14 protein-coding genes are annotated in these 19,169 nt (G+C 70.6%); all 14 read right to left on the bottom strand.

What is annotated here, in order from left to right; translation table 11 throughout:
* Positions 1-58: 58 nt before the first annotated feature.
* Complete coding sequence (locus FJY74_05355) at positions 59-727, bottom strand: HAD hydrolase-like protein (GenBank protein ID MBM3307733.1); 669 nt, start codon at positions 725-727, stop codon at positions 59-61.
* Positions 724-1,668: a ribokinase gene (locus FJY74_05350; protein MBM3307732.1), complete on the bottom strand. Its 945-nt coding sequence runs from the start codon at positions 1,666-1,668 to the stop codon at positions 724-726. Before FJY74_05350 ends, FJY74_05355 begins: the two co-directional genes overlap by 4 nt.
* Positions 1,669-1,717: 49 nt before the next feature.
* Positions 1,718-3,097 carry an MATE family efflux transporter gene (locus tag FJY74_05345; protein ID MBM3307731.1) on the bottom strand — a complete coding sequence of 460 codons (1,380 nt, stop codon included), beginning with the start codon at positions 3,095-3,097 and terminating at the stop codon, positions 1,718-1,720.
* 18 nt (positions 3,098-3,115) lie between these two features.
* Positions 3,116-4,762 carry a hypothetical protein gene (locus tag FJY74_05340; protein MBM3307730.1) on the bottom strand — a complete coding sequence of 549 codons (1,647 nt, stop codon included), beginning with the start codon at positions 4,760-4,762 and terminating at the stop codon, positions 3,116-3,118.
* 22 nt (positions 4,763-4,784) lie between these two features.
* The gene (locus FJY74_05335; protein MBM3307729.1) at positions 4,785-6,005 is read right to left on the bottom strand and encodes an anhydro-N-acetylmuramic acid kinase; all 1,221 of its coding nucleotides are present in this window, start codon (positions 6,003-6,005) and stop codon (positions 4,785-4,787) included.
* The gene (gene murQ / locus FJY74_05330) at positions 6,002-6,904 is read right to left on the bottom strand and encodes an N-acetylmuramic acid 6-phosphate etherase (protein MBM3307728.1); all 903 of its coding nucleotides are present in this window, start codon (positions 6,902-6,904) and stop codon (positions 6,002-6,004) included. The genes FJY74_05335 and murQ overlap by 4 nt, the downstream gene beginning before the upstream one ends.
* Positions 6,905-6,929: 25 nt before the next feature.
* Positions 6,930-7,883 (bottom strand): hypothetical protein, encoded by a 954-nt coding sequence (locus FJY74_05325; protein ID MBM3307727.1) that lies wholly within the window; start codon positions 7,881-7,883, stop codon positions 6,930-6,932.
* Positions 7,884-8,060: 177 nt separating this feature from the next.
* Positions 8,061-8,675, bottom strand: coding sequence for a lamin tail domain-containing protein (locus FJY74_05320; GenBank protein MBM3307726.1), 615 nt, complete (start codon positions 8,673-8,675; stop codon positions 8,061-8,063).
* A 160-nt stretch (positions 8,676-8,835) separates the two neighbouring features.
* Positions 8,836-11,715, bottom strand: a complete 2,880-nt coding sequence (locus tag FJY74_05315) for a lamin tail domain-containing protein (protein MBM3307725.1) — start codon at positions 11,713-11,715, stop codon at positions 8,836-8,838.
* A 245-nt stretch (positions 11,716-11,960) separates the two neighbouring features.
* A complete protein-coding gene (locus FJY74_05310; GenBank protein MBM3307724.1) occupies positions 11,961-13,712 on the bottom strand; it encodes a bifunctional metallophosphatase/5'-nucleotidase in 1,752 nt (583 codons plus the stop codon).
* Positions 13,713-13,727: 15 nt separating this feature from the next.
* Positions 13,728-14,930 carry a hypothetical protein gene (locus tag FJY74_05305; GenBank protein MBM3307723.1) on the bottom strand — a complete coding sequence of 401 codons (1,203 nt, stop codon included), beginning with the start codon at positions 14,928-14,930 and terminating at the stop codon, positions 13,728-13,730.
* 70 nt (positions 14,931-15,000) lie between these two features.
* Positions 15,001-17,484 carry a helix-hairpin-helix domain-containing protein gene (locus FJY74_05300; GenBank protein ID MBM3307722.1) on the bottom strand — a complete coding sequence of 828 codons (2,484 nt, stop codon included), beginning with the start codon at positions 17,482-17,484 and terminating at the stop codon, positions 15,001-15,003.
* A gap of 19 nt (positions 17,485-17,503) precedes the next feature.
* Positions 17,504-18,382 (bottom strand): hypothetical protein, encoded by an 879-nt coding sequence (locus FJY74_05295; protein ID MBM3307721.1) that lies wholly within the window; start codon positions 18,380-18,382, stop codon positions 17,504-17,506.
* A gap of 53 nt (positions 18,383-18,435) precedes the next feature.
* Complete coding sequence (locus FJY74_05290; protein MBM3307720.1) at positions 18,436-18,774, bottom strand: hypothetical protein; 339 nt, start codon at positions 18,772-18,774, stop codon at positions 18,436-18,438.
* Positions 18,775-19,169 lie beyond the last annotated feature (395 nt).

Here is a 19,169-nt window from a genome sequence, read left to right as displayed (position 1 = left end):
CCGCGGCGGGAACCGCCGCCGGTCATGCCCACGCCCGGACGATCACGGGCGCGCCGCGCTACCTCCACGCCCGGACGATCCCGGGCACGTCCGCGAGCCGGTCGGCGAGCGCGTCCGCGCCGGCAAGCTCGTCGCGCGAGCCGAACCCCCACGTGCAGCCGAGCGCGCGCGTCCCGGCCCTCCTCGCGCCCTCGACGTCGGACCTGCGGTCGCCGACCATGACCGCCGCCCGGGGCTCGACGCCTAGCGAACGCACGATCGCGCCGATCAAGCGGCCCTTGTCGCCCTGGCCGTCGCCGGCGCAGCGGCACTCCTCGAAGAACCGCCGGACGCCGAAGTGGTCCAGCACGGCGTCCATGTACGGCCTTCCCGCGTTCGTCGCCATGGCCAGGTGCAGGCCGTCGGCCCGCATCTCCTCGAGCGCGTCGTCGGCGCCCGGGAAGAGCGACCCGCGGCCCGCCTCGATGAGCTCCCGCTCCCAGCGCCAGACCAGCTCGTCGATGTCACCGTGGTACCGTGCCGGAAGCTCCGGGAACACGCGCTCGGCGAACTCCTCGCGCGTGCAGCCGACGCCCGCGAGGATCTCGCGCTCGGTCGGCGTCGGGACAGCGAGGCCGTGCCGCGCGTTCAGGTCCGCGACGGCCCGCTCGACGGCCCCGAGCGTCGTCGCGCGCGAGGAGTAGAGCGTGCCGTCGAGGTCCAGGATGACGAGCGCAAGCCCCTTCACGTCCTCCGTCCCCCCTCCATGAACGCCAGGGTCTCGTCCAGACCCGCGATGCGGCCCCTCCCCCCGAGGGCCGTGCAGTTCAGGGCGGCCGCGGCGTTCGAGAAGTCGAGCGTCCGCTCGACCGACCATCCCTCGAGGAGCCCGTGCACGAACGCGCCGTGGAACACGTCCCCCGCGCCCGTCGTGTCCACGGCGCTCACCTCGAACCCGCGAGACCGAACGACTCCCCCGTCCGCCGTCATCGCGAGCGCGCCGTCGCTCCCGAGCGTCATCGCCGCGAACCGCGGCCCGAGCTTGAGAAGCCGCCGGAGCGCCCCCTCGCGGTCCGAAGCGCCCGTGAAGAGCGCAGGGAACTCGGACGAGGCGACGAGCAGGTCCACGAGCGGAACGAGCTCGCGCGTGCCGCCCTTGACCGTTTCCGCGTCGAGCACGACCGGGATGCCGCGCTCCTTCGCGACGGCCGCGGCCCTCGCGGCCGCCGGCGCGTCGTGCCCGTCGACGAGGAGCACGCGCCCGACGGCCACCTTCTCCGGCGTGATCTCCTCGGGCCGCGTCGCGATCTCCCGCGGCCTGTGCCACAGGATGGTCCGCTCGCCGCTCCGCTCGTCCACGACGATCACGGCCAGTTGGCTCGTGACCCCGGCGACCGTCGCGACGTCGCTCGTGTCCACGCCCTCCCGCCGGATGCTCTCGAGCGAGAAGACGCCCGCCTCGTCGCCGCCGACCTTCCCGACGTACTTCGCCCGCCGGCCGAGGCGAGCGAGCGTGACCATGGCCGTCGCCGCCTGCCCGCCGGCCGCCCTCGTGAAGGAGAGCACCGGCGCCTTCGACCCGGCCTCGGGATGCCGAGCCACCACGCACAGGTGGTCCACGGCGTTGAGGCCGAAGCCCACGGCGTCGAACGCGGCCGAAGGCGGAAGAGCGACTCCGAACGCCGCCACAGGACCTCCGGGAACGCCGGGGGCCGCGGGACCGCCCGGCACAGACGGCTCACACCACGCGGTGCATCCACTTCCCGCGTCGGAACCACAGGTACGTGAGGAGCACCTCGATCCCCGTCGCGATCACCATCGCCCACCACACCCCGGTCTCGCTCGTGCGGAGGACGTGGATGGCGGCGAGGATGAGCGGGATCTGAACGCCCCACTCGACGACCGCCGCGATCACGGTCGGCGGCCAGGTGTCGCCGGAACCCCAGAACGCCGAACCGAGCACGATGTGCATCGCGATGAACACCTGGATGACCGCGAAGAACCGAAGCAGCACGATGCCGACCTCGACGACGGCCCCGTCCTTCGCGAACGCGCCGACGATGCCGCGGGCGAACGCGAACTCGACCGCGCCGAGCGCGCCGGCCAGCACGAGCACGAGGAGCGTCGCCTTCACGACAGCGTCGTACGCGCGGTCCTTCTGCTTCGCCCCGAGGTTCTGCCCGACGATCGCGCTCGACCCCAGCTCGAGACCGACGCCGAACAGGATCCCGAGGTCCATCACGCGCACGGCGATCCCGTACGCGGCGACGACGACGGTGCCGAACCCCGCGATGAGCGTCGCGACGAGCCAGTGCGACATGCTCCTCAGCAGCCCGTTGATGCCCGCCGGCGCGCCGATGCGGAGCACCTCGAGCATGACGCAGAGGCGCGGCCGGAAGTGCGTCCACCCGCGCACGGTGATGTTCGCCCGCCCGGACGAGAGGAGCCACAGCCCGGCGGCCACCGCGACGGCCGCGGAGACCACCGTCGCCAGGGCCGCGCCGCGGATGCCCATCCCGAACCCGAAGATGAAAAGCGGGTCCAGCCCGACGTTGAGCGCGGTCGAGAGCAGCATGACGTACATCGCCTTCGGCGCGTCGCCGACGCCGCGGAGCGCCGTGTAGCCGGTGTACGAGGCGAACATGAACGGCAGGCCGTACAGGTAGATGCCCGCGTACTCGAGCGCAAGACCCTGCGTCTCGGCCGAGGCGTTCATGAGCCGAAGGACCGGCGCGACGACGGCGAGTCCGACGGCGCCCATGACGACCGCCATGCCGACCTTGAGCAGGAACGTCTGCCGGATCACGTCGCGCGTGGCCTCAACGTCGCGCTCGCCGAACCGCCGCGACACGAGGGCGACCGACCCGGTGCCCACGATCTGGTTCGCCGACCCGAGCACCCAGGCGATGGCGCCGAACAGCGTGAGGGCCGCGACGTGGGCGGTGCCGAGGCGGGCGACCCAGAAGATGTCCGTGAGGCTGTAGATCGTCATCGCGCCGAAGCCGATCATCGAGGGGATGCCCATGTAGAGCACGTTCCGAAGGACGTTCCCCCTCGTGATGTCGACCCTCGGCCGCACGTCGGCCACTTCGCTCGGTATGGTGTCGAGCTCTTCCACTCGGACTCCTCTCGGGACCTATCGGAAGCGGTGGCCGGCCGGGAACGCGGGGGGCACGGCGACGGGCAGGCGCCCCTCCATCGGCGCCTCGCCGAAGAGCGCCTCGACGGCGGCGGCCTGGCTCGCCGGGGACCCGTCGTAGCAGCAGACGAGCGCGCACGACTCCGGCACGCGCGGGAGGAACGCCGGGCCGGTGAAGGCGACGACGACGGCCCTCGCGCACGCCTTCGCGAGCCGCTCGAGCACGGAGACGAGACGCTCGCTCGGGCCCGCGCGGCCGCGCCACGCGGCGACGTCGTCGAACACGGCGACGAGGATGCACTCCGCCCGGCGGGCCGCGTCTTCCATGCGGGCGACGACGTCGTCCGGGGTCGCCTCGTCCGCCACGGACACCGCGAGTCCGCCGATGCGCGCGTTGAGCTCGGAGCGCAGCCACAGGAGGTTCACGCGCGAGGCGTCCTCGGCGAGCGCGAACGCCGCCGCGCGGGGAGGTTCGTACGCCGAGGGGGCGCAGGGAACGAGCCCGTGGTCCCGAAGGAGCGTGACGCCGCGGCGCGCGATCTCGAGGGCGACGGCGTCGTGGCCCGCGCTGCCTTCCGTCCGCGGGCAGGGGGCGCCGGGGCGGAGCTCCTCGAGCAGGCTGCAGACGTCCTCCCTGAGGCCGTCCACTGGGCCCTCCGGGTCCTCGCACGCGTCGGCCCACGCCTGGAACGCGTCGATCCGCGCGAGCGAGCGCTCGATGCGCTCCACGCTCAGACGCCCCGAGAGGACCGCCGCGTGGATCGCCTCGACGGCCTCGTTCACGTCCGTGGGAACGAGCAGAACGTCGCACCCCGCCTCGAGCGCGCGCACGGCCGCCTCTCCCGCGCCGAGCGCCTTCGCGACCGCGCCCATGATGAGCGCGTCCGTCACGACGAGCCCCTCGAACCCCATCTCCCGTCGGAGCAACCCCTGGACGACGTCCCCGCACATCGTCGCGGGGAAGCCCGCGCACCCGAGCGACGGGTACGCCACGTGCGCCGTCATGACGGCGCGCGCGCCGGCCTCGATCGCGGCGCGGAAGGGCAGGAGGTCGCGCGCCACGAGGGTCTCGCGGTCGGCGGCGACGGTCGGGAGCTCGACGTGCGAGTCGAGCAGCGTGGCGCCGTGCCCGGGGAAGTGCTTGGGCGTCGCCCCGACACCCCACGTCTGGCACCCCTGGACGAACGCCGAGCACATGTCGGCCACGGGGAGCGCCTCGCCGCCGTACGACCTCGCGCCGATGATGGGGTTCTCGGGCTCCGTGAGAACGTCCGCGACCGGCGCGAAGACGAGGTTCATGCCGACGGCGCGGGCCTCGATGCCGGTCACCCAGCCCTGCGCGAACGCAAGATCCGCGACGCCTGCCGCGCCGAGCGCCATCTGGGACGGGAACACCGTGCCGCCCTCGAGCTGCTGGCCGAGTCCCCGCTCGAGGTCGGACGCGACGATGAGCGGATGCGGCGACACCTCGACGAGGTCGCCGATGAGCTCCGGCGTCGAGTCCACGTTGCCGCCGAAGACGATGAAGCCGCCGACGCCCGCGTCCTGGATCTCGGCGCGCAGCCGGTGGTACTGGGCGACGCTGTCGTCGCCCTCCCGGCACGAGATGCCGCTCAAGATCAGCCGGGCGATCGTGCGCCTCACCGTCGAGTCTCCTTCGCGCGGCCTAGAGGCCCGCGCTGATCTTCCCGAGGACGACCGGCCGCGCGGCGCCGGTCACGGCCGGCAGGTTCCCGGCGGCGCCCAGAACGGACTCGCTTGCGAGAACGGCGAACCCCACGGCCTCCTTGGCGTCGGGGTCCATGCCGAGCCGGTCGAGGCCGACGACCGGGCACGGGTCGAAGAGCGCGGCCAGCGCGCCCATGACCGCCGCGTTCCGCGCGCCGCCGCCGCTCACAACGACCTCGCTCGCCGGCCGGCCGGAAGGAAGGAACGCAAGTGCCCCCTTCACGGCGCGCGCCGTCACCGCCGCCGCCGTCGCGAGGAGGTCGTCGGTCTCGGCGTCGCCGAGCTCCCCGATGCCGCGGCCGCCGAACGCGAGCCGCGAAAGCTCCTCGGCCGCCGCGCGCCCGAAGGTCTCCCTGCCGGTGGACTTCGGCGGGGCCTCCGCGAAGTAGGGTCGCGCGAGGAACGCCTCGACGGCGCGCTCGACCGCGCTGCCTCGGAGCGCGCGCTCGCCCCCGCGGTCCATGCGCTCCAGGCCGCCGGTGGCCGCGCTCACGATCTCGTCGATCAGCGCGTTCGCCGGCCCGACGTCGAACGCGCGCACGCCCTCGAGCTCGGGCGTCACCCAGGTCACGTTCGCGATGCCACCGAGGTTGAGCATGAGCCGCGCGCCCTCGCGCGGGCGGAACAGCAGCCAGTCCACGAGCGGGATGAGCGGCGCGCCGTGTCCGCCGGCGGCGACGTCCGCCGTGCGGAAGTCCGCGACGGTCGGAAGGCCGGTCCGCTGCGCGATGACGTCGGCCTCGCCGAGCTGGAGCGTCGCCCCGCGGCGGCCGCGGCCCGGCGGCTCGTGAAACACCGTCTGCCCGTGCGAGCCGACGAGGTGCGCGTCCGTGGGCGCGAGCCCGGTCGCCTCGATGACGGCGAGCGCGGCGTCGGCGAAGGCCTCGCCGAGATCGAAGCTGAGCCGCGCGAGTTCGGGCGCGCACGCGGCGCCCGCGGCGAGGGCACGCGCTCTGAGCCGGGGCTCGTACGGCCGACAGACGAACGCATCGAGCGACGCCTCAAGCGCGGCGCCCGACCCGCGCACGCGGACGAGCGCGGCGTCGATGCCGTCGCACGATGTTCCCGACATGAGGCCGACGACGCGCCGCTCGGGGAGCGACGCGATGTCCGCGAGCGTCCGCGCCAGTCGCCCCGGAGGCCCCACCGTCGCCGTCATGCGCCCCCCTCGAGCGCCTTCGCCACCGACCCGCCGCTTCGATCGAGCAGGCGCCGCGCCTCCTCGGCGCCGGCCCCCGTCTTCTTCATGACGAGCGCCACCTTGACGGACCCGCCCGCCGACTCGATGAGCGCGGCGGCCTCGTCGTGGGCCGCGCCCGTCGTCTCGGCGAGGATGCGGCACGCGCGGTCGCGGAGCTTGTCGCACGTCGCCGTGAGGTCCACCATGAGGTTCTCGTAGGTCTTCCCGAGGAGCACCCAGGCGGACGTCGTGATGGTGTTCAGCACGAGCTTGGTCGCCGTCCCGGCCTTCATGCGCGTCGAGCCGGTGACGACCTCGGGACCGACCGCCGGTGCGATGACGACGTCCGCGCCGGCGGCGTCCTTCTCGGTCGGGCTGCAGCAGATGAAGACGGTCGCGGTCCCCGCGCGCCTGGCCTCGCCGAGGGCCGCGAGCACGTACGGCGTCACGCCGCTCGTCGCGATCCCCACGACGACGTCGGCGGGGCCGGGCGCGCGCTCGCGGAGGTCGGCCGCGCCGGCGGCCGCGTCGTCCTCCGCGCCCTCCTTCGCCCGCACGAGCGCGCCGTACCCGCCGGCGATGATGCCCTGCACCGTCTCCGGGTCCGTCCCGAACGTCGGCGGGCACTCGGCGGCGTCGAGCACGCCCAGCCGCCCGCTCGTGCCGGCGCCCACGTAGAGGAGCCGGCCGCCGCGGCGAAAGGCCGCCGCCACGAGCTCGACCGCCGCGACGAGGGCGTCCTCCTCCGCCGCGACGGCCGCGGGCACCGTGGCGTCCTCCGCGTTGATGAGGCGCACGATGCTCCGCGCGTCCATGCGGTCGAGGCCGCGGGAGCGCGGGTTGCGCTGTTCGGTGAGAAGCGAGCCCATCCGCGACATGTCGCGGCGGGGGCGCTCGAAGCGGCTAGATGGAGCCGGCAAGGAGGTCCTCCCGTGGCTCGACGGGCCGGTCGCGGCCCTGGGACCCGCCCGCATCGTCCGGCGGCCCCGCGGCCGCGCCGTCCGCGCGCGCCCCGCGCAGTCGGCGGAACAGGAGCGTCCAGAACGCGAAGCGATAGGTCCCGAACGCGCCCGCCGCCGTGATCCCCACCGCGACCGCGACGGCGACCCCGAGCACGAGCGCGACCGTGACGTGCGCGCTCCCCAGGATGACGAGCGGGATGGCCAGCACGAGAACCGCCACGAAGAGACCGAGCCCCCAGACGATCGTCGTCAGCGTCGCGACCAGCCACGCGACGAGAGCTGTCCAGAAGTGCTGTCTGGTCACGCGCCACCCGACGCCCAGCGCGGCGAGGATGGGCGCGCGCTCGACCACGAGCGCTCGTTCGGCGAACGTGACGGTGAAGGTGAGCGCGAACACGAACGCGAGGTAGGGCAGGACGAGGACCGCCCCGATGACGACGGCGATCACGACGCCCGGGACACCGCCGGCGAGCGGCAGCGCGACCGGCACGACGCAGACGAGCGTGCCCACGAGGAACGCGGCCACGCCGAGGGCGAGGAGCGCGAGCATGCCGAGGAAGGAGCGGACGCCGGAAGCCCCGGCGCCCTCAAGCGTCGGTCGCTCCCCGGCGTCCGCGGCCGACGATGCCGCCACGAGCCCGGCGCGGGCTATGAGGTTCGCGACCAGAAGGGCGATCCAGACGAACACGAGGACGGCGACCAGCGCGGACAGCGCGCCGAAGTTCGGCAGGATGTCCGTCCGAAGCGACGGGCGACCCTGCTCGACCCAGCTCAGGACGTTCTGGCCGCTCACGGACGCGAAGAACCCGAGGACCCACAGGGCCTTGTGCTTCCACGCGAAGCCGACGGAGCGGGAAACGATGTCCCAGTGGTCGATCCTCAGAGGGCCGTTCACGGTGCCGTCCTTGAGCGGGCGTGAGAGTCCTCTGGAGTATAGGGACGGCTCGTGAGGGGTGTCAACGGAAAGGGCCTGGGCACGGGGGCGCGAGGGGGCGCCACGACCCGCAACGCGCCGCGGGGCCCCGGCTCCTGTCCGGGGCCCCGTGTCGTCGCGTCACAGTGACCGTGCGTGCTACTCGAACAGCGCCTTGATCCCTCCCCACGTCGTGGGCTCGACCGGCGACGCCCCGTTCGGCTGCCCGGGCGACGGCATGAGCCCGGTCGCCGGCGGGTTGAGCGGATTGAGACCGTCGAAGACGCGCCACTCCGCTCCGCCGTCGGGGAGCCGCCCGTACGCGCGGTCATCCAGCGTCTGGCTCGTCGTGTAGGTGACCTGGTCCACGACCGTCACGAGGTCGGCCGCGACGAGCTTCACCGTGTCGCCGCCGTTGTTCAGGGACAGGCCGTACTTCGGGAACCCGTTTGCGTCTTCCCAGTCGTAGGACTCGTTGCCGTACACGACAACGTGCGCTCCCGGCTGGAGCACCCCGTCGAACCCGAAACGCCACTCCCCCGTTGCGTCCGTGAGCCGCCACCCGGTCAGGTCCACGGCCGCCGGCCCCGTGTTGTAGATCTCCACCCACTCGTCGTCGAGCGAATCGTACGTGTCGTCGCCGTCCGTCGGCGACCAGTCGCGCGCCGGGTCGGCCAACACCTCGTTGAGCACGATCGCCCCCTCGGCCGCCGCCGGCCCGAGGACCACGAGTCCCGCGAGGAACACCGCCACCACCGTCAACACCGCCCTCATCCTCACGCCTCCGTCCAGGGGATGCCGCGCACCAGATGACAACGCAGTTCACAGGGGAGAACGAAGGGGGCCAGGGAACGGAACGGCACAAGCACAGACCGTTCCAACCCTGGCCCCCTCGAACCGACCGCCGGGTGGTCCCGGCCGCGTCAGCGCGACGCTACTTCAGGAGCACCATCTTCCTGCTCACGTTCTCTTCGCCCGCCGTGAGCTTGTAGAAGTACACGCCGCTCGCCACGCGGTCGCCGGTCGCGGCCATGCCGTTCCACTCGAGCTGGTGCTCGCCGGCCAGCATTCGCCCGTCCACGAGCGTCGTCACCTTGCGGCCCGCGGCGTCGTAGATCTCAAGCCTGACCTCGTTCGCCTCCGGCAGGATGAACCGGATGGTCGTCGTCGGGTTGAACGGGTTGGGCGTGTTCTGGAGAAGCCCGAACCGCCCGCTCAGGCTCCCGTCAGGCACGCCGACCGGGTTCACCGCGATGTCCGAGTTCCCGCGCGGCTCGAGCTTGTAGTTGCCGAAGGCGAACTTCACGATGCCGAGCACGCAGACGTCGTCGTTCAGAACCGGCACATAGTCGTAGTCCGCGTAGTCGTCCACGCGGCAGGTGTCCGCCGCCGTCCCGTTCGAGATCATCCACTCGCCGTAGCCGATGTCCGGATCCAGGACCGTCGCGCCCTTGACGTGCACGAGGACGCCCTCGTACTTCTCGCCCGTCGTGACGGTCTGGAGCTCGTTCGACTGGATGTCCACCGGGGCGGGCTGCGCGACCCCGCTCGCCGTCACCACCGCCGCCTCCGGGAAGTGGAGCGCGATCTCGGTCTCCCGGAAGTTCTCCTGCACCTTCCCGCACACGACGACCCGGTCGCCGCGCTGGAAGCTGAGCGAGCCGGTGCGGTCGTACACCAGGATGCCGTTGAACGCGCCGGACCCGTCCTGAATGAAGAAGATGTAGTTGCTGAAGACGCCCGGCGGTGCGGTCACGACGCCCTCGACGTTGATGGGAAGCCCGTCCATGGGCGAGACGTCGCCGCCGCCGGCCACGTACTGCACGTTGTAGATCGTCGAGAGGCCGACGTAGAAGCTGTAGCTGCCGACGGTGGGCTTCCGAGCCGTCATCTGGCCGTCGGTGGCGGTGACGTAGTAGTAGATCCTCGTTCCGTTCGAGAACGGGCCGATGGAGGCCTGGTACATCGCCCTCGCGGGCGTCATGGAGACGCTCGAGTACGGGCCGGCCTCGCTGGTCGCGTAGTAGAGCGTCGCCGCCGTGATGCCCACGTCGTCGTTGCAGTCGGCCGAGACGGTCACAGCCGAGGACGAGGTCGGCGGGACCGGCGAGTAACGGACGGTCCCGATGCTCGGCGGGCCGATGACGTCGCCGCTCTTGCGCGGGTTCGTCTTGTACTCGCTGTAGTTGTAGAAGACGATGCCGCGAAGCTCCGTGATGATGTCGCCGAGCGCCGGCACGTACTCGTAGTAGCCAGCGTCGTCCACCATCGCTTCAATGTTCGACGAATCGCGCAACTTCCACTGGCCGTACGCGTCCGGGAGCGCCGTCACGGTCGCGTTCTGCATCCGGATGAGCTGCCCCTCGTACTTCTCCGCCGAGATGACGTTGGTAGGTGCGACCGCCGCCGTCGTGACGGTCGTGTAGCCGTAGTTCGCGTTGCCGGTCGAGTGCACGACGAGCGCCTCCGAGAAGTGCAGCGAGACCTCCGTCTCGTCGAAGTACTCCAGGACGTTGCCGCAGACGGTCACGTCGTCACCTTCGTTGATGGCGCCCGTGTAGGACGGCGCGTAGATCTTGATGCCCTTGAACGCGCCGGTCCCCTCGTGGATGAAGAAGTAGCTCGAGCTGAACGTGCCCTTGGCCCCGGTCACGATGCCGCGGACGTTGACCGGACGACCCACGAGCTGCGACTGGTTGCCTCCGTCGGGCACGAACTGCACCGTGTAGATCGAGGTGTACCCGATCGAGTAGCGGTACGGCCCTGCCGCGCCCTCCGCCGGGAAGTTCATCGCGGCGCCGTAGTTGTCGACGGCCCGGACGTAGTACTCGACCATCGTGCCGTTCGGGAACGGCGGGACCTGACCCGTGTAGAGGGAGTCGCCGGGCGCCGCCGTCGCGGGCACGCGCGCCCACGAGCCGCCCTCGCCGCGGTAGTACACACTCACCGAGTCGATCGTGCCGTCGTCGGTGATGATCGCGCTCACCGCCGTCGAGAGAGTCTGGCTGGGCGGGATCGGCGAGTACCTCACGCTCCTGATCCACGGCGGCGTGTTGGTGACGTTCTGCTCGCCGGGGGTCGGGGCCTGCATCGCGAAGTCCACGTTGCTGTTGTCCGTGTCCGCCCCGGCGGGGCTGCGGCCGAGCGCGTAGCCGAGGTACGGGATGATCGGGAACGCGTTGTTGTTGGACCCGTCGTCGCCGGGGCAGGGATCCGAAGCGCACAGCGTCGCGTCCTTGTACTCGACCAGATCAACGAGGGTCGTGAGCGTGGCCGAGGTGTAGAGGTACACGACGTCCGCCTTGCTCGTCGCCCCGCAGATCCTGCCGTAGCCCCTGCCGCCGACGAGCTGGATCTCGTCGCTGTAGGAGTCGAAGTCCAGCTGGACCATGTTGGGGACGTTCGGGTTGTCGAACTCGGCGAAGTTCGTCTGGTTGTCGTACATCTCGAAGTCGGGGTAGAAGCCGTAGACCTCGTAGAAGCCGTCGTCGCCGTCGCCGCCGTCCTTGGCGACGATGATGTACCCGCCGGCCGGGATCCACGTGCCGCTCGGGAACTGCCAGCGGTCCTCGCCGCCGCAGACGCCGCCACCGCCGGCGGTGGAGCCGTACTCGGTGCCGGTGAGGACCCATCCGGAGATGTTGATGGCGGACGCGGTCGGGTTGTAGAGCTCGATGTACTCAGCCCCGTCGTAGGTGCCCGGGGGGTTCGCCATGATCTCGTTGATCACGACGTTGTTGCCGCCCGGGGCGGCCGCCGCCGTCGCTGCGGCGAGAGCGAACACAGCTGCGGCGAGTGCGAATGCCCTCATCATCGCCTGACCTCCTTCGGTCGCTTGGACACCCAGATCGCGCTGCTTCAACCGGTCATCAAGGGTCGGTGACACCGCCCGACGAACGGACAAGCACGACCGCCGCCCTCTGGCCGATCGAACCGCAGGACCGAGCGGCTGCCGACACTGCCCCAAAGCAGTATATCACATTCCTTGTCGTGTGTCCAGCGTGGAGCCACGGGGGGCACGGACGTGCCTCGCGGGCCGTCTGTCGCCGGCCCGCCGGCCTAGTCGTATGCTCCGGCCTCTTCCGCGGCCGGCGGGACGAGCGGCTCCATGCCCTCCATGGCCCGCGCGAGCGCCGGGTCCATCTGCGCGTCATCGTCGCGCAGCCAGCGGCCGTCCATGGGGTTCCCGATGGGCGAGTGGCGCCGGATGTAGTGGACGACGGCCTCCATGTCGGTGGTCGAGGTCGTGATCTTCTGTTCCTGGGGCACTTTCGGCAGCATGTAGAGCCCCGCGTTGCCGGCGACGAGGAAGTCCGTGGTCACGATCCTGTAGGTGCGCTCCGGGCTCCACGGCTCTCCGCCGATCTCGAGCGTCGTGACGCGGTCGTAATCGGGCCGCGTCTTGCTGTACACGACCCTGCCCCCGGCGATGTAGAGCCCGTGGTGGTCGGCGCTCACGCGGTACTCGAGGATCTCCTTGAGCAGCCGTCCGTCGACCTCGAGGATCGTGAGCCGGTTGCCGAAGGGGAGCACGCGGAACACCTGCCTCGCCGTGACCGGGCCGGCGGGGATCTCGTCTCGGATGCCGCCCAGGTTCGAGAACGCGAAGTCCGCGGCGGCCTCCTCGAGCATGGCGTTGCAGACGACGTTCCCCATCCGCGTCTCGCCCTCGCCGCCCCTCGTGAGGTCGATCTCGGCCCAGCCGATGATCTCGTCCATGCCCTGTTCGGCCTCGGCGACCATCGCGCCGATCATCTCCGAGGTCGCGCCGTCGGGCCACCACTCGTCCTCGAAGAGCGTGATGAGCGCCCCGCGGTAGTCGGCCAGCTCGTACCCCACGAGGGTCTTCGTCCCCCGGTCCACGAGAAGGTCCACGTGACCGAGCCCCGACCCGCGCCCGTACGTCTGGAAGGCCAGCGTGTGGGTGGACGGTTCCTCCCACGGCTTGTCGAAGCCCTTGTGGATGTGGCCGCCGAAGATCACGTCGATGCCGGGCACCTTGTGCGCGATCTCCATCACGCTCGGGCCCCACTTGCTCTGCTCGAGCGGCTCGCGCGCCCCCGAGGCGGCCTCTTCCTCGCTCCGGATCATCTCCGCGTACGCGGCCACCGGATCGTAAGGAAGGCCGACGTGTCCCGTGACGAAGACGAGGTCAGCCCCGCGCTCCCTCACCTCGCGGACGTACCTCTCGATCGTCGGGATCTCGGGGAGGAAATCCACGCCCGCGACGTGGTCGGGGAAGGCCATCTTCGGCGTGTCGGTCGTCGTGACGCCGATGATGGCGACCTTCACCCCGTCGTACTCCCTCAGGATGTACGGCACGATGCCCTCGATGGGCTCGCCCGTGCCTTCCTGGACGAGGTTCGCGGACAGCACCGGCATCTGAGCCGTCCGCACGAGGTGCCACAGGTTCTCCGCGCCCTCGTCGAAGTCGTGGTTCCCGATGGTCCAGGCGTCGAGGCCGATGTGGTTGAAGTACTCGACCACCGCCTCGCCCTTCCGGTAGTTCCCCACCGGCGTGCCCTGGAAGATATCGCCCTGGTCGAGCAGGAGGACGTGCCCGCCCTCCTCGGCCGCCCGGCTCCGCAGCCGCTCGATGTACGTCATCGCCGACGCGCCCCCCCCCAGAGGGGGCGGGAACTCGCGGTTCATGAACGTCGCGCCCGACGGGTCGATTCCACCGTGGATGTCGTTCGTGAAGACGACCGACAGGCGCATGACGCCGTCATCGGGCCCGCCCGCGCAGGCCGTCGCGGCCGCCAGCGAGAGGACGGCGAGAAGCCCCAGCGCGACCACCGACTTCCGTTCCATGTCGCTCCCCCGCTCCTAGAACCTGTGGACGATCGTGGCCATCGCGAGCGTCGTCGTCTCGCGCAGGCGGCCCAGGTCCGCGTCGTACTCCCGCACGCCCATCTGGCCGGCCAGGTCGAGCCTGACGCCGAGGACGTCCACGCCGACGCCGCCCGAGAACGCGGCCCGCGTGATCCTGTTGTCGAAGTAGGCGGGCTGATACGAGAAGCCGAACCTCGCGTGCGACCTGTTGTAGAACTGGTGCTCCACCCCCACCCGGTACTCGACCGTGTCCTCCATCTCCACGTCGTCCGTCATGCTGTCCTCGAACTGCGACCAGCGCACGTACTCGACGTCGAACGACACCGTGGTCATGATCTCGTTGCGGGGGTGGTACTCGACGCCGAAGGCGATGGCGTCCGGGTGGCGGTGCTTGAACGTCCCGGCCACGGGCTCCTCCGCCCCGTGCGGCAGGAGGCTGTAGTCGCCGCGGAGGTTGAACCCTGACCGGTACACGAGCGCCAGGTCCACGCGGTGCAGCGTCTCGACGAGCACGCCCAGCGAGACCTGCGTCCCGCTCACGTCGTCGAAGCTCGCCGTGGAGACGACGTGCTCGCTCGAGTACGGGTAGACGTCGCGCGCGGACGCGTCGTACGTTCCGCGGAGGAAGTCAACGCCCAGACCGACGTACACCTCCGGGCGCACCTCCTCGGCGAGCGTGATCGAGAGCGCGTTGACACCCCCGTCCCCGTCCAGGTACGAGTCGTAGTCGATCGCGTCGGAGTCGTTCCGGTACTGGACGTGGTAGCCGTAGCTCATGTCCAGCCTCGGCCGGAACCCGACAGCGACCGCGGGCGCCCAGTCGGTGCAGCCGCCCGGCCTGACGGCCACGGTGCCCACGTACCGGTCGTAGATCTTCGAGTTCCACGCGTAGGTGTTGTACGCGATGATCCCGTCGAAGCTGTCGTACAGCGGCGCCTGCCGCGCTTCCTCGGCGACGACCCCGAGCAGGGACAGCGTCGCCTCCACGCCCTTCGTCTTCGCCGCGAGCGCCGGGTTGAGGTTCGCGCCACGCGCGCCGTCCGCCGACGCGAGCCCGGCCCCACCCATTGCGAGCGCCCTCGCGTCGTACTGGGGCATGGCGTCGCCGTACTGCCAGCCCGCGAACGTGTAGGCCGACGCGTCGCCCGCGCAGAGCGCGACCGCCGCGAGCGCTGCCGCCGTCATCGTGAGTCTCATGTCCGTCCTCCCTGTCTGCCCGTCCCCGACCGCGCCCCGCGGGGCGTCCGCCCGCCGCGGGGACGGCGTGCTACCAGGAGTAGTCCAACTGCACCTTGAAGGCCGACATGTCGTTCCTGACGTACCACCCGTCCGGCTCGGGATTGCCCGGCGGGTTCGCGTTGTACTCCCGCGCGTCCACGTAGCTCAACGGATACGCGTGGTCGTTCGTCCACCGGACCTTGAGGGCGAGGCGGTCAGACAGGCGGTCGGAGATCGAGATCCAGTAGCGAAGCGCCCGCCCGTCCATGACGGAGAACTCGCCGTCCTCGAAGGTCCACAGGAACCCGTCGTAGTACGTGGCCGACAGCGTCATCTTCAGCCAGTCGCTGAAGTTGTGCGTGACGGCCGCCCCGACGGCGTACGAGGGCACCGCCGCCGAGCCGTACTCCGGGTGCCCCCCGGTCGGGTCCGGGTCGCCGGACAGGCGCGGCCGCGGCGGCCACGCGATCCACGAGCGCGACACGAGGAACTCGACCTCGTCGTACTTCGAGAGCCGGTACTCGAGGTTGAAGCGGCTCTCGACCTGGTCGTAGCTCACGGGGGACAGCCAGTTCGTGCCGAGCCGACCCTGCCACTTCTGCCGCAGCGTCATGATGATGTTGTAGATGGGCTGGAAGCGCGTCTTGAGCACCAGCCGTGAGTAGTCCGCGCCGTCGCTCTTCCGCTCCCACACGTCGTACTCGAACGAGGGCGTCATGCGGTCCGAGTAGCGGTAGCGCGACTCGATGTACAGCCCGCGCTCCGGCTGAGGCGTGAACGAGTTGTCGTACAAGAGGCCGTAGATGGGGTCGGTGAGGTAGTACTGGTCCTCGAGGATGGTGCCCTTGTAGCGGCCGTACTCCCCGAACGCGCGGTTGTAGGGGTTGTCGAAGGCGACGTCGTAGTCGCGGTAGAGCGCGAGCAGCGTGAGGTTGCTGTACGACGCGTACGCGTTGACCACGAAGGCGCGCGGGTCGTCGGCGAAGCTCGCGAGGTCGCCGTCGCTGTCGAGCCCCGCGTACTCGCCGGCGAGCGCCACGTTGTCGTGCACCCATTGGAAGTCCGCGCCGTACACGCGGCGGAACTTCCCGGGGCTCGTGTAGCTGCTCCAGTACTCGCTGTCCGCGGTCGTGAGCTTGTCCTCGTCCGGGTCCTTGACCATCCACGACACGTCGCTGGTGCCGTTCGGATCGAACGCGGACTTGAAGTAGCGGTTGTACCGGCTCTCGTATCCGGACACGCCGATCCAGGTCCCCGGGCCGAGCACGTACTTGAGGTTGCCGCCCAGGGTCTGCTCGTGAAGGACGTCCCGCATCGGACGGAGCCCGCCGGCCTCGAGGTCGTCGTTGCTCACCCGCGGCGACATCACGATGTGCTGGTTGGCGGTGCCGTCGGGGTTCAGGACAGCGTCCTTCCAGTCGTCGGAGTAGAACAGCACGCCCTTCCACTTCCCCATCGTGGCCTCGGCCGCGACGCCGTGGAGCGCGAACTCCTGCGTGGGCGAGAGGTCGCCGATGACGCCCAGGTAGCGCTTGTTCCACCCGTAGCCCGTGTTCCTCGGCTGGCGGTAGTCGGTGTTCTGCATGACGAGGCCCTGGCCGAACGCGACGGCGTAGTGACCCACGATGACGTTGTCGAGGCGCACGGGGCCGAGGTCGCGGTCCTTCACGGTCACGTGGTACTTGACCGCGTCCAGTTCGTCGCCGCTGCCGAGCCCCTGGTACACGAGGACGCCCGCGCGGATGTCCCTGCCCCAGCGCCCGCGGACCTTGTGCTGCCTCACCGGGGCCGCGTCGTCGAGCCCCAGGCGCTTCCACCACGAGTCGTAGGCGCCGTCGGCCGGGTTGCGGTCCTCGCCGAGGCACTCCTGGATGTCGAAGAAGTGCGGGGAGCTCGACACGCGAAACTGGTAGCTCCCGCGGAAGCCCAGGTCATCGGCCGGGTCCGCGTAGCGCACGAAGTTCCGCGCGTTGTAGTAGCCCCAGTACGTGAGCCCCGGCACGTTGCGGAGCTGCGACTGCTGTTCGATGCGATTCCGGCGCGTGTGACGGTAGATGGCCGCGGCGTCGGTCGGCGGGATCGCCTGGAGGTTGGCGATCTGCTCGAACGTCGCGGCGTTCACGTTGACCGGGTCCTTCGCGAGATCGACCCAGTAGTCGGTGATGGCCTCGTTGGCCCCCTCCTCCGCCTCCCACTGCCGGATCCGGAAGTAGATCTCGTTGACCCTCCGGAGCTCCTCGTCGTCCACGACCACCGGGACGATCTTCACGAGCGGCCGGAGCGCGGCGAGGTCCTCCGTCGTCACGCCGGGCACCTTGAGGAGGTCGTAGACGCTCCCGAAGTACGCGTGGTACTCCTTGCGCTCCCAGATGGCGCGCGCGACCTCCTCCGAGACCGGGAGCTTCCGGATCTCCTCGAGGGTCGCACGGTTGAGGTCCAGCTGTGCCGCCGGGACGTCCGCCCCGCTCGCCGCGGCGGCGACCAGCCAGACTCCAACGAGCGCAGCGAACCCCAGCATCGTTCGTCGTCTCATCGTGCCTCCCAAGAGCGCCTCAGAACTTCACGCCGAGGCCGAAGGTGTGCGACCCCGGCAGCACCGGGTGCGAAGTGTAGCTGTAGTCGAGGCGGAGCATCTCCCAGCGCGCCCCGAACCCCGCCGACATCCTGTTGGGCTGGTTCTGGAGCCCGCCGCGCATCGTGACGTAGTCGTTGATCTGGAACTCGAACCCGCCGCACGCGCGCAGCTCCTCGTCGTCCTGCTTCTGGACCTCGATGGACGTCTGCACGCCGCTGTAGGGGCTGTAGCACACGCCGCCCGAAAACCACTGCGGCAGGTCCTTGGCGTTCGGGTCGCCCATCTTCGGGTTGTTGATGTTCTTCACGAAGACGCCGAAGCGGGTGCGGCCCCTGAGCGTTCCGAGGACGCCGACGTCGAGACCGACCGCGTTGGCCGACCCGAGGTCCTCGCCGCCCACGCTCTCGGTCGGGAACGAGAGCCCGAAGAGCGAAAGGCCGTAGCCGAACGAGAGCGACGAGTGCGGGTCCTGCATGACCGTGAACCCGTGCGCCGCCGTCACGGCGTACTCCCGCTCGAGGTCACTTCCGCCGTACTCGACGGACAGGTAGCGCACCCCCACCCCCACCGTCCCGAAGCCCGTCGGCACCGCCGCGGCCGCCGACCCCAGCTTCAGGAAGTCGTACCCGTACAGGTCCACGTACGACGAGTACGCTCCGCGCCGGCTCTGCAGCGCGAGCGCGGCCGGGTTCGTGAACACGGCCGTCTCGTCGTCCGACAGCGCGACGAACGCGCCGCCCATGCCCTGCGCTCTCGGCGACAGAACGAGGTTGTCGAAGAACCCCGAGCCGCACGCCGCGCCGGGCAGAAGGGCCGCCACGAGGGCGCCGGCCGCGATCCATCCAAGACGTCTCACCGCTGCCTCCTTGGGGTCGCTCTCGACCCCCCGGCTCCACGCGAGCCTCCCGATCAGTTCAGCTTCATGCCCACGACGATGGGGACCGCGGCCTCGGACCCGTCCCCTCCGTTCCGCTCGCTCGCCTTGATGTGGCAGATGTACGCGCCGGGCGGGACGAGCTTGCCGTCATCGCCCCTGCCGTCCCACGCCAGGCGCGACGCGCTCAGGGACAGCCCGCTCGCCAGCGTGCGGACCGACCGCCCCTTGAGGTCGAACACCCTCACCTCGATCGTCGTCGCGCGCGGGGCGTTCCACGCGATCTCGACCATCTCCCCCGCGTCCGCGTCGAGCACGCGCGCCGTCGCGGCGATCGTCGCCTTCTCCGCGTAGTTCGTCGCGCAGGTCACCATGTCGCTCTCGTAGCGCGGCGCGAGCTCGTACCCGTCGAGGTACGGCACGGTGCGGTCGTACTGGAGCACCGCGCCGGTCACCCTCACGCTGTCGCCGACGGCGAACCGCGAGAAGTCGAGCGCGGTGAAGTTCTGGTAGACCTGCACAACGCCGGTCCCGTCCGAGATGTAGTACGAGAATCCGTCCACGCGACCGACCACGCCTGAGGTCTGGATCAGGCGCCCCTCGTTGCGCTCGTGGTTCACCTCCCCGCACCACATCACGGTCGGCTGCACGATGTCGAAGCCGCGGGCGACGACCACGATGGACGCGTTCAGGATCTCCGTCGTCGAGCCGGGCGGCGTCGTCATCGGGTTGTCGTAGTTGATGCTCCGGTATTCCATGACCATGCCGC

The organism is Candidatus Effluviviaceae Genus I sp. (assembly GCA_016867725.1).
In the GTDB taxonomy this organism is placed as follows: Bacteria; Joyebacterota; Joyebacteria; order Joyebacterales; family Joyebacteraceae; genus VGIX01.
The sequence above is the reverse complement of the archived record's forward strand: the minus strand, read 5'-3'. Positions and strand labels throughout refer to the sequence as shown.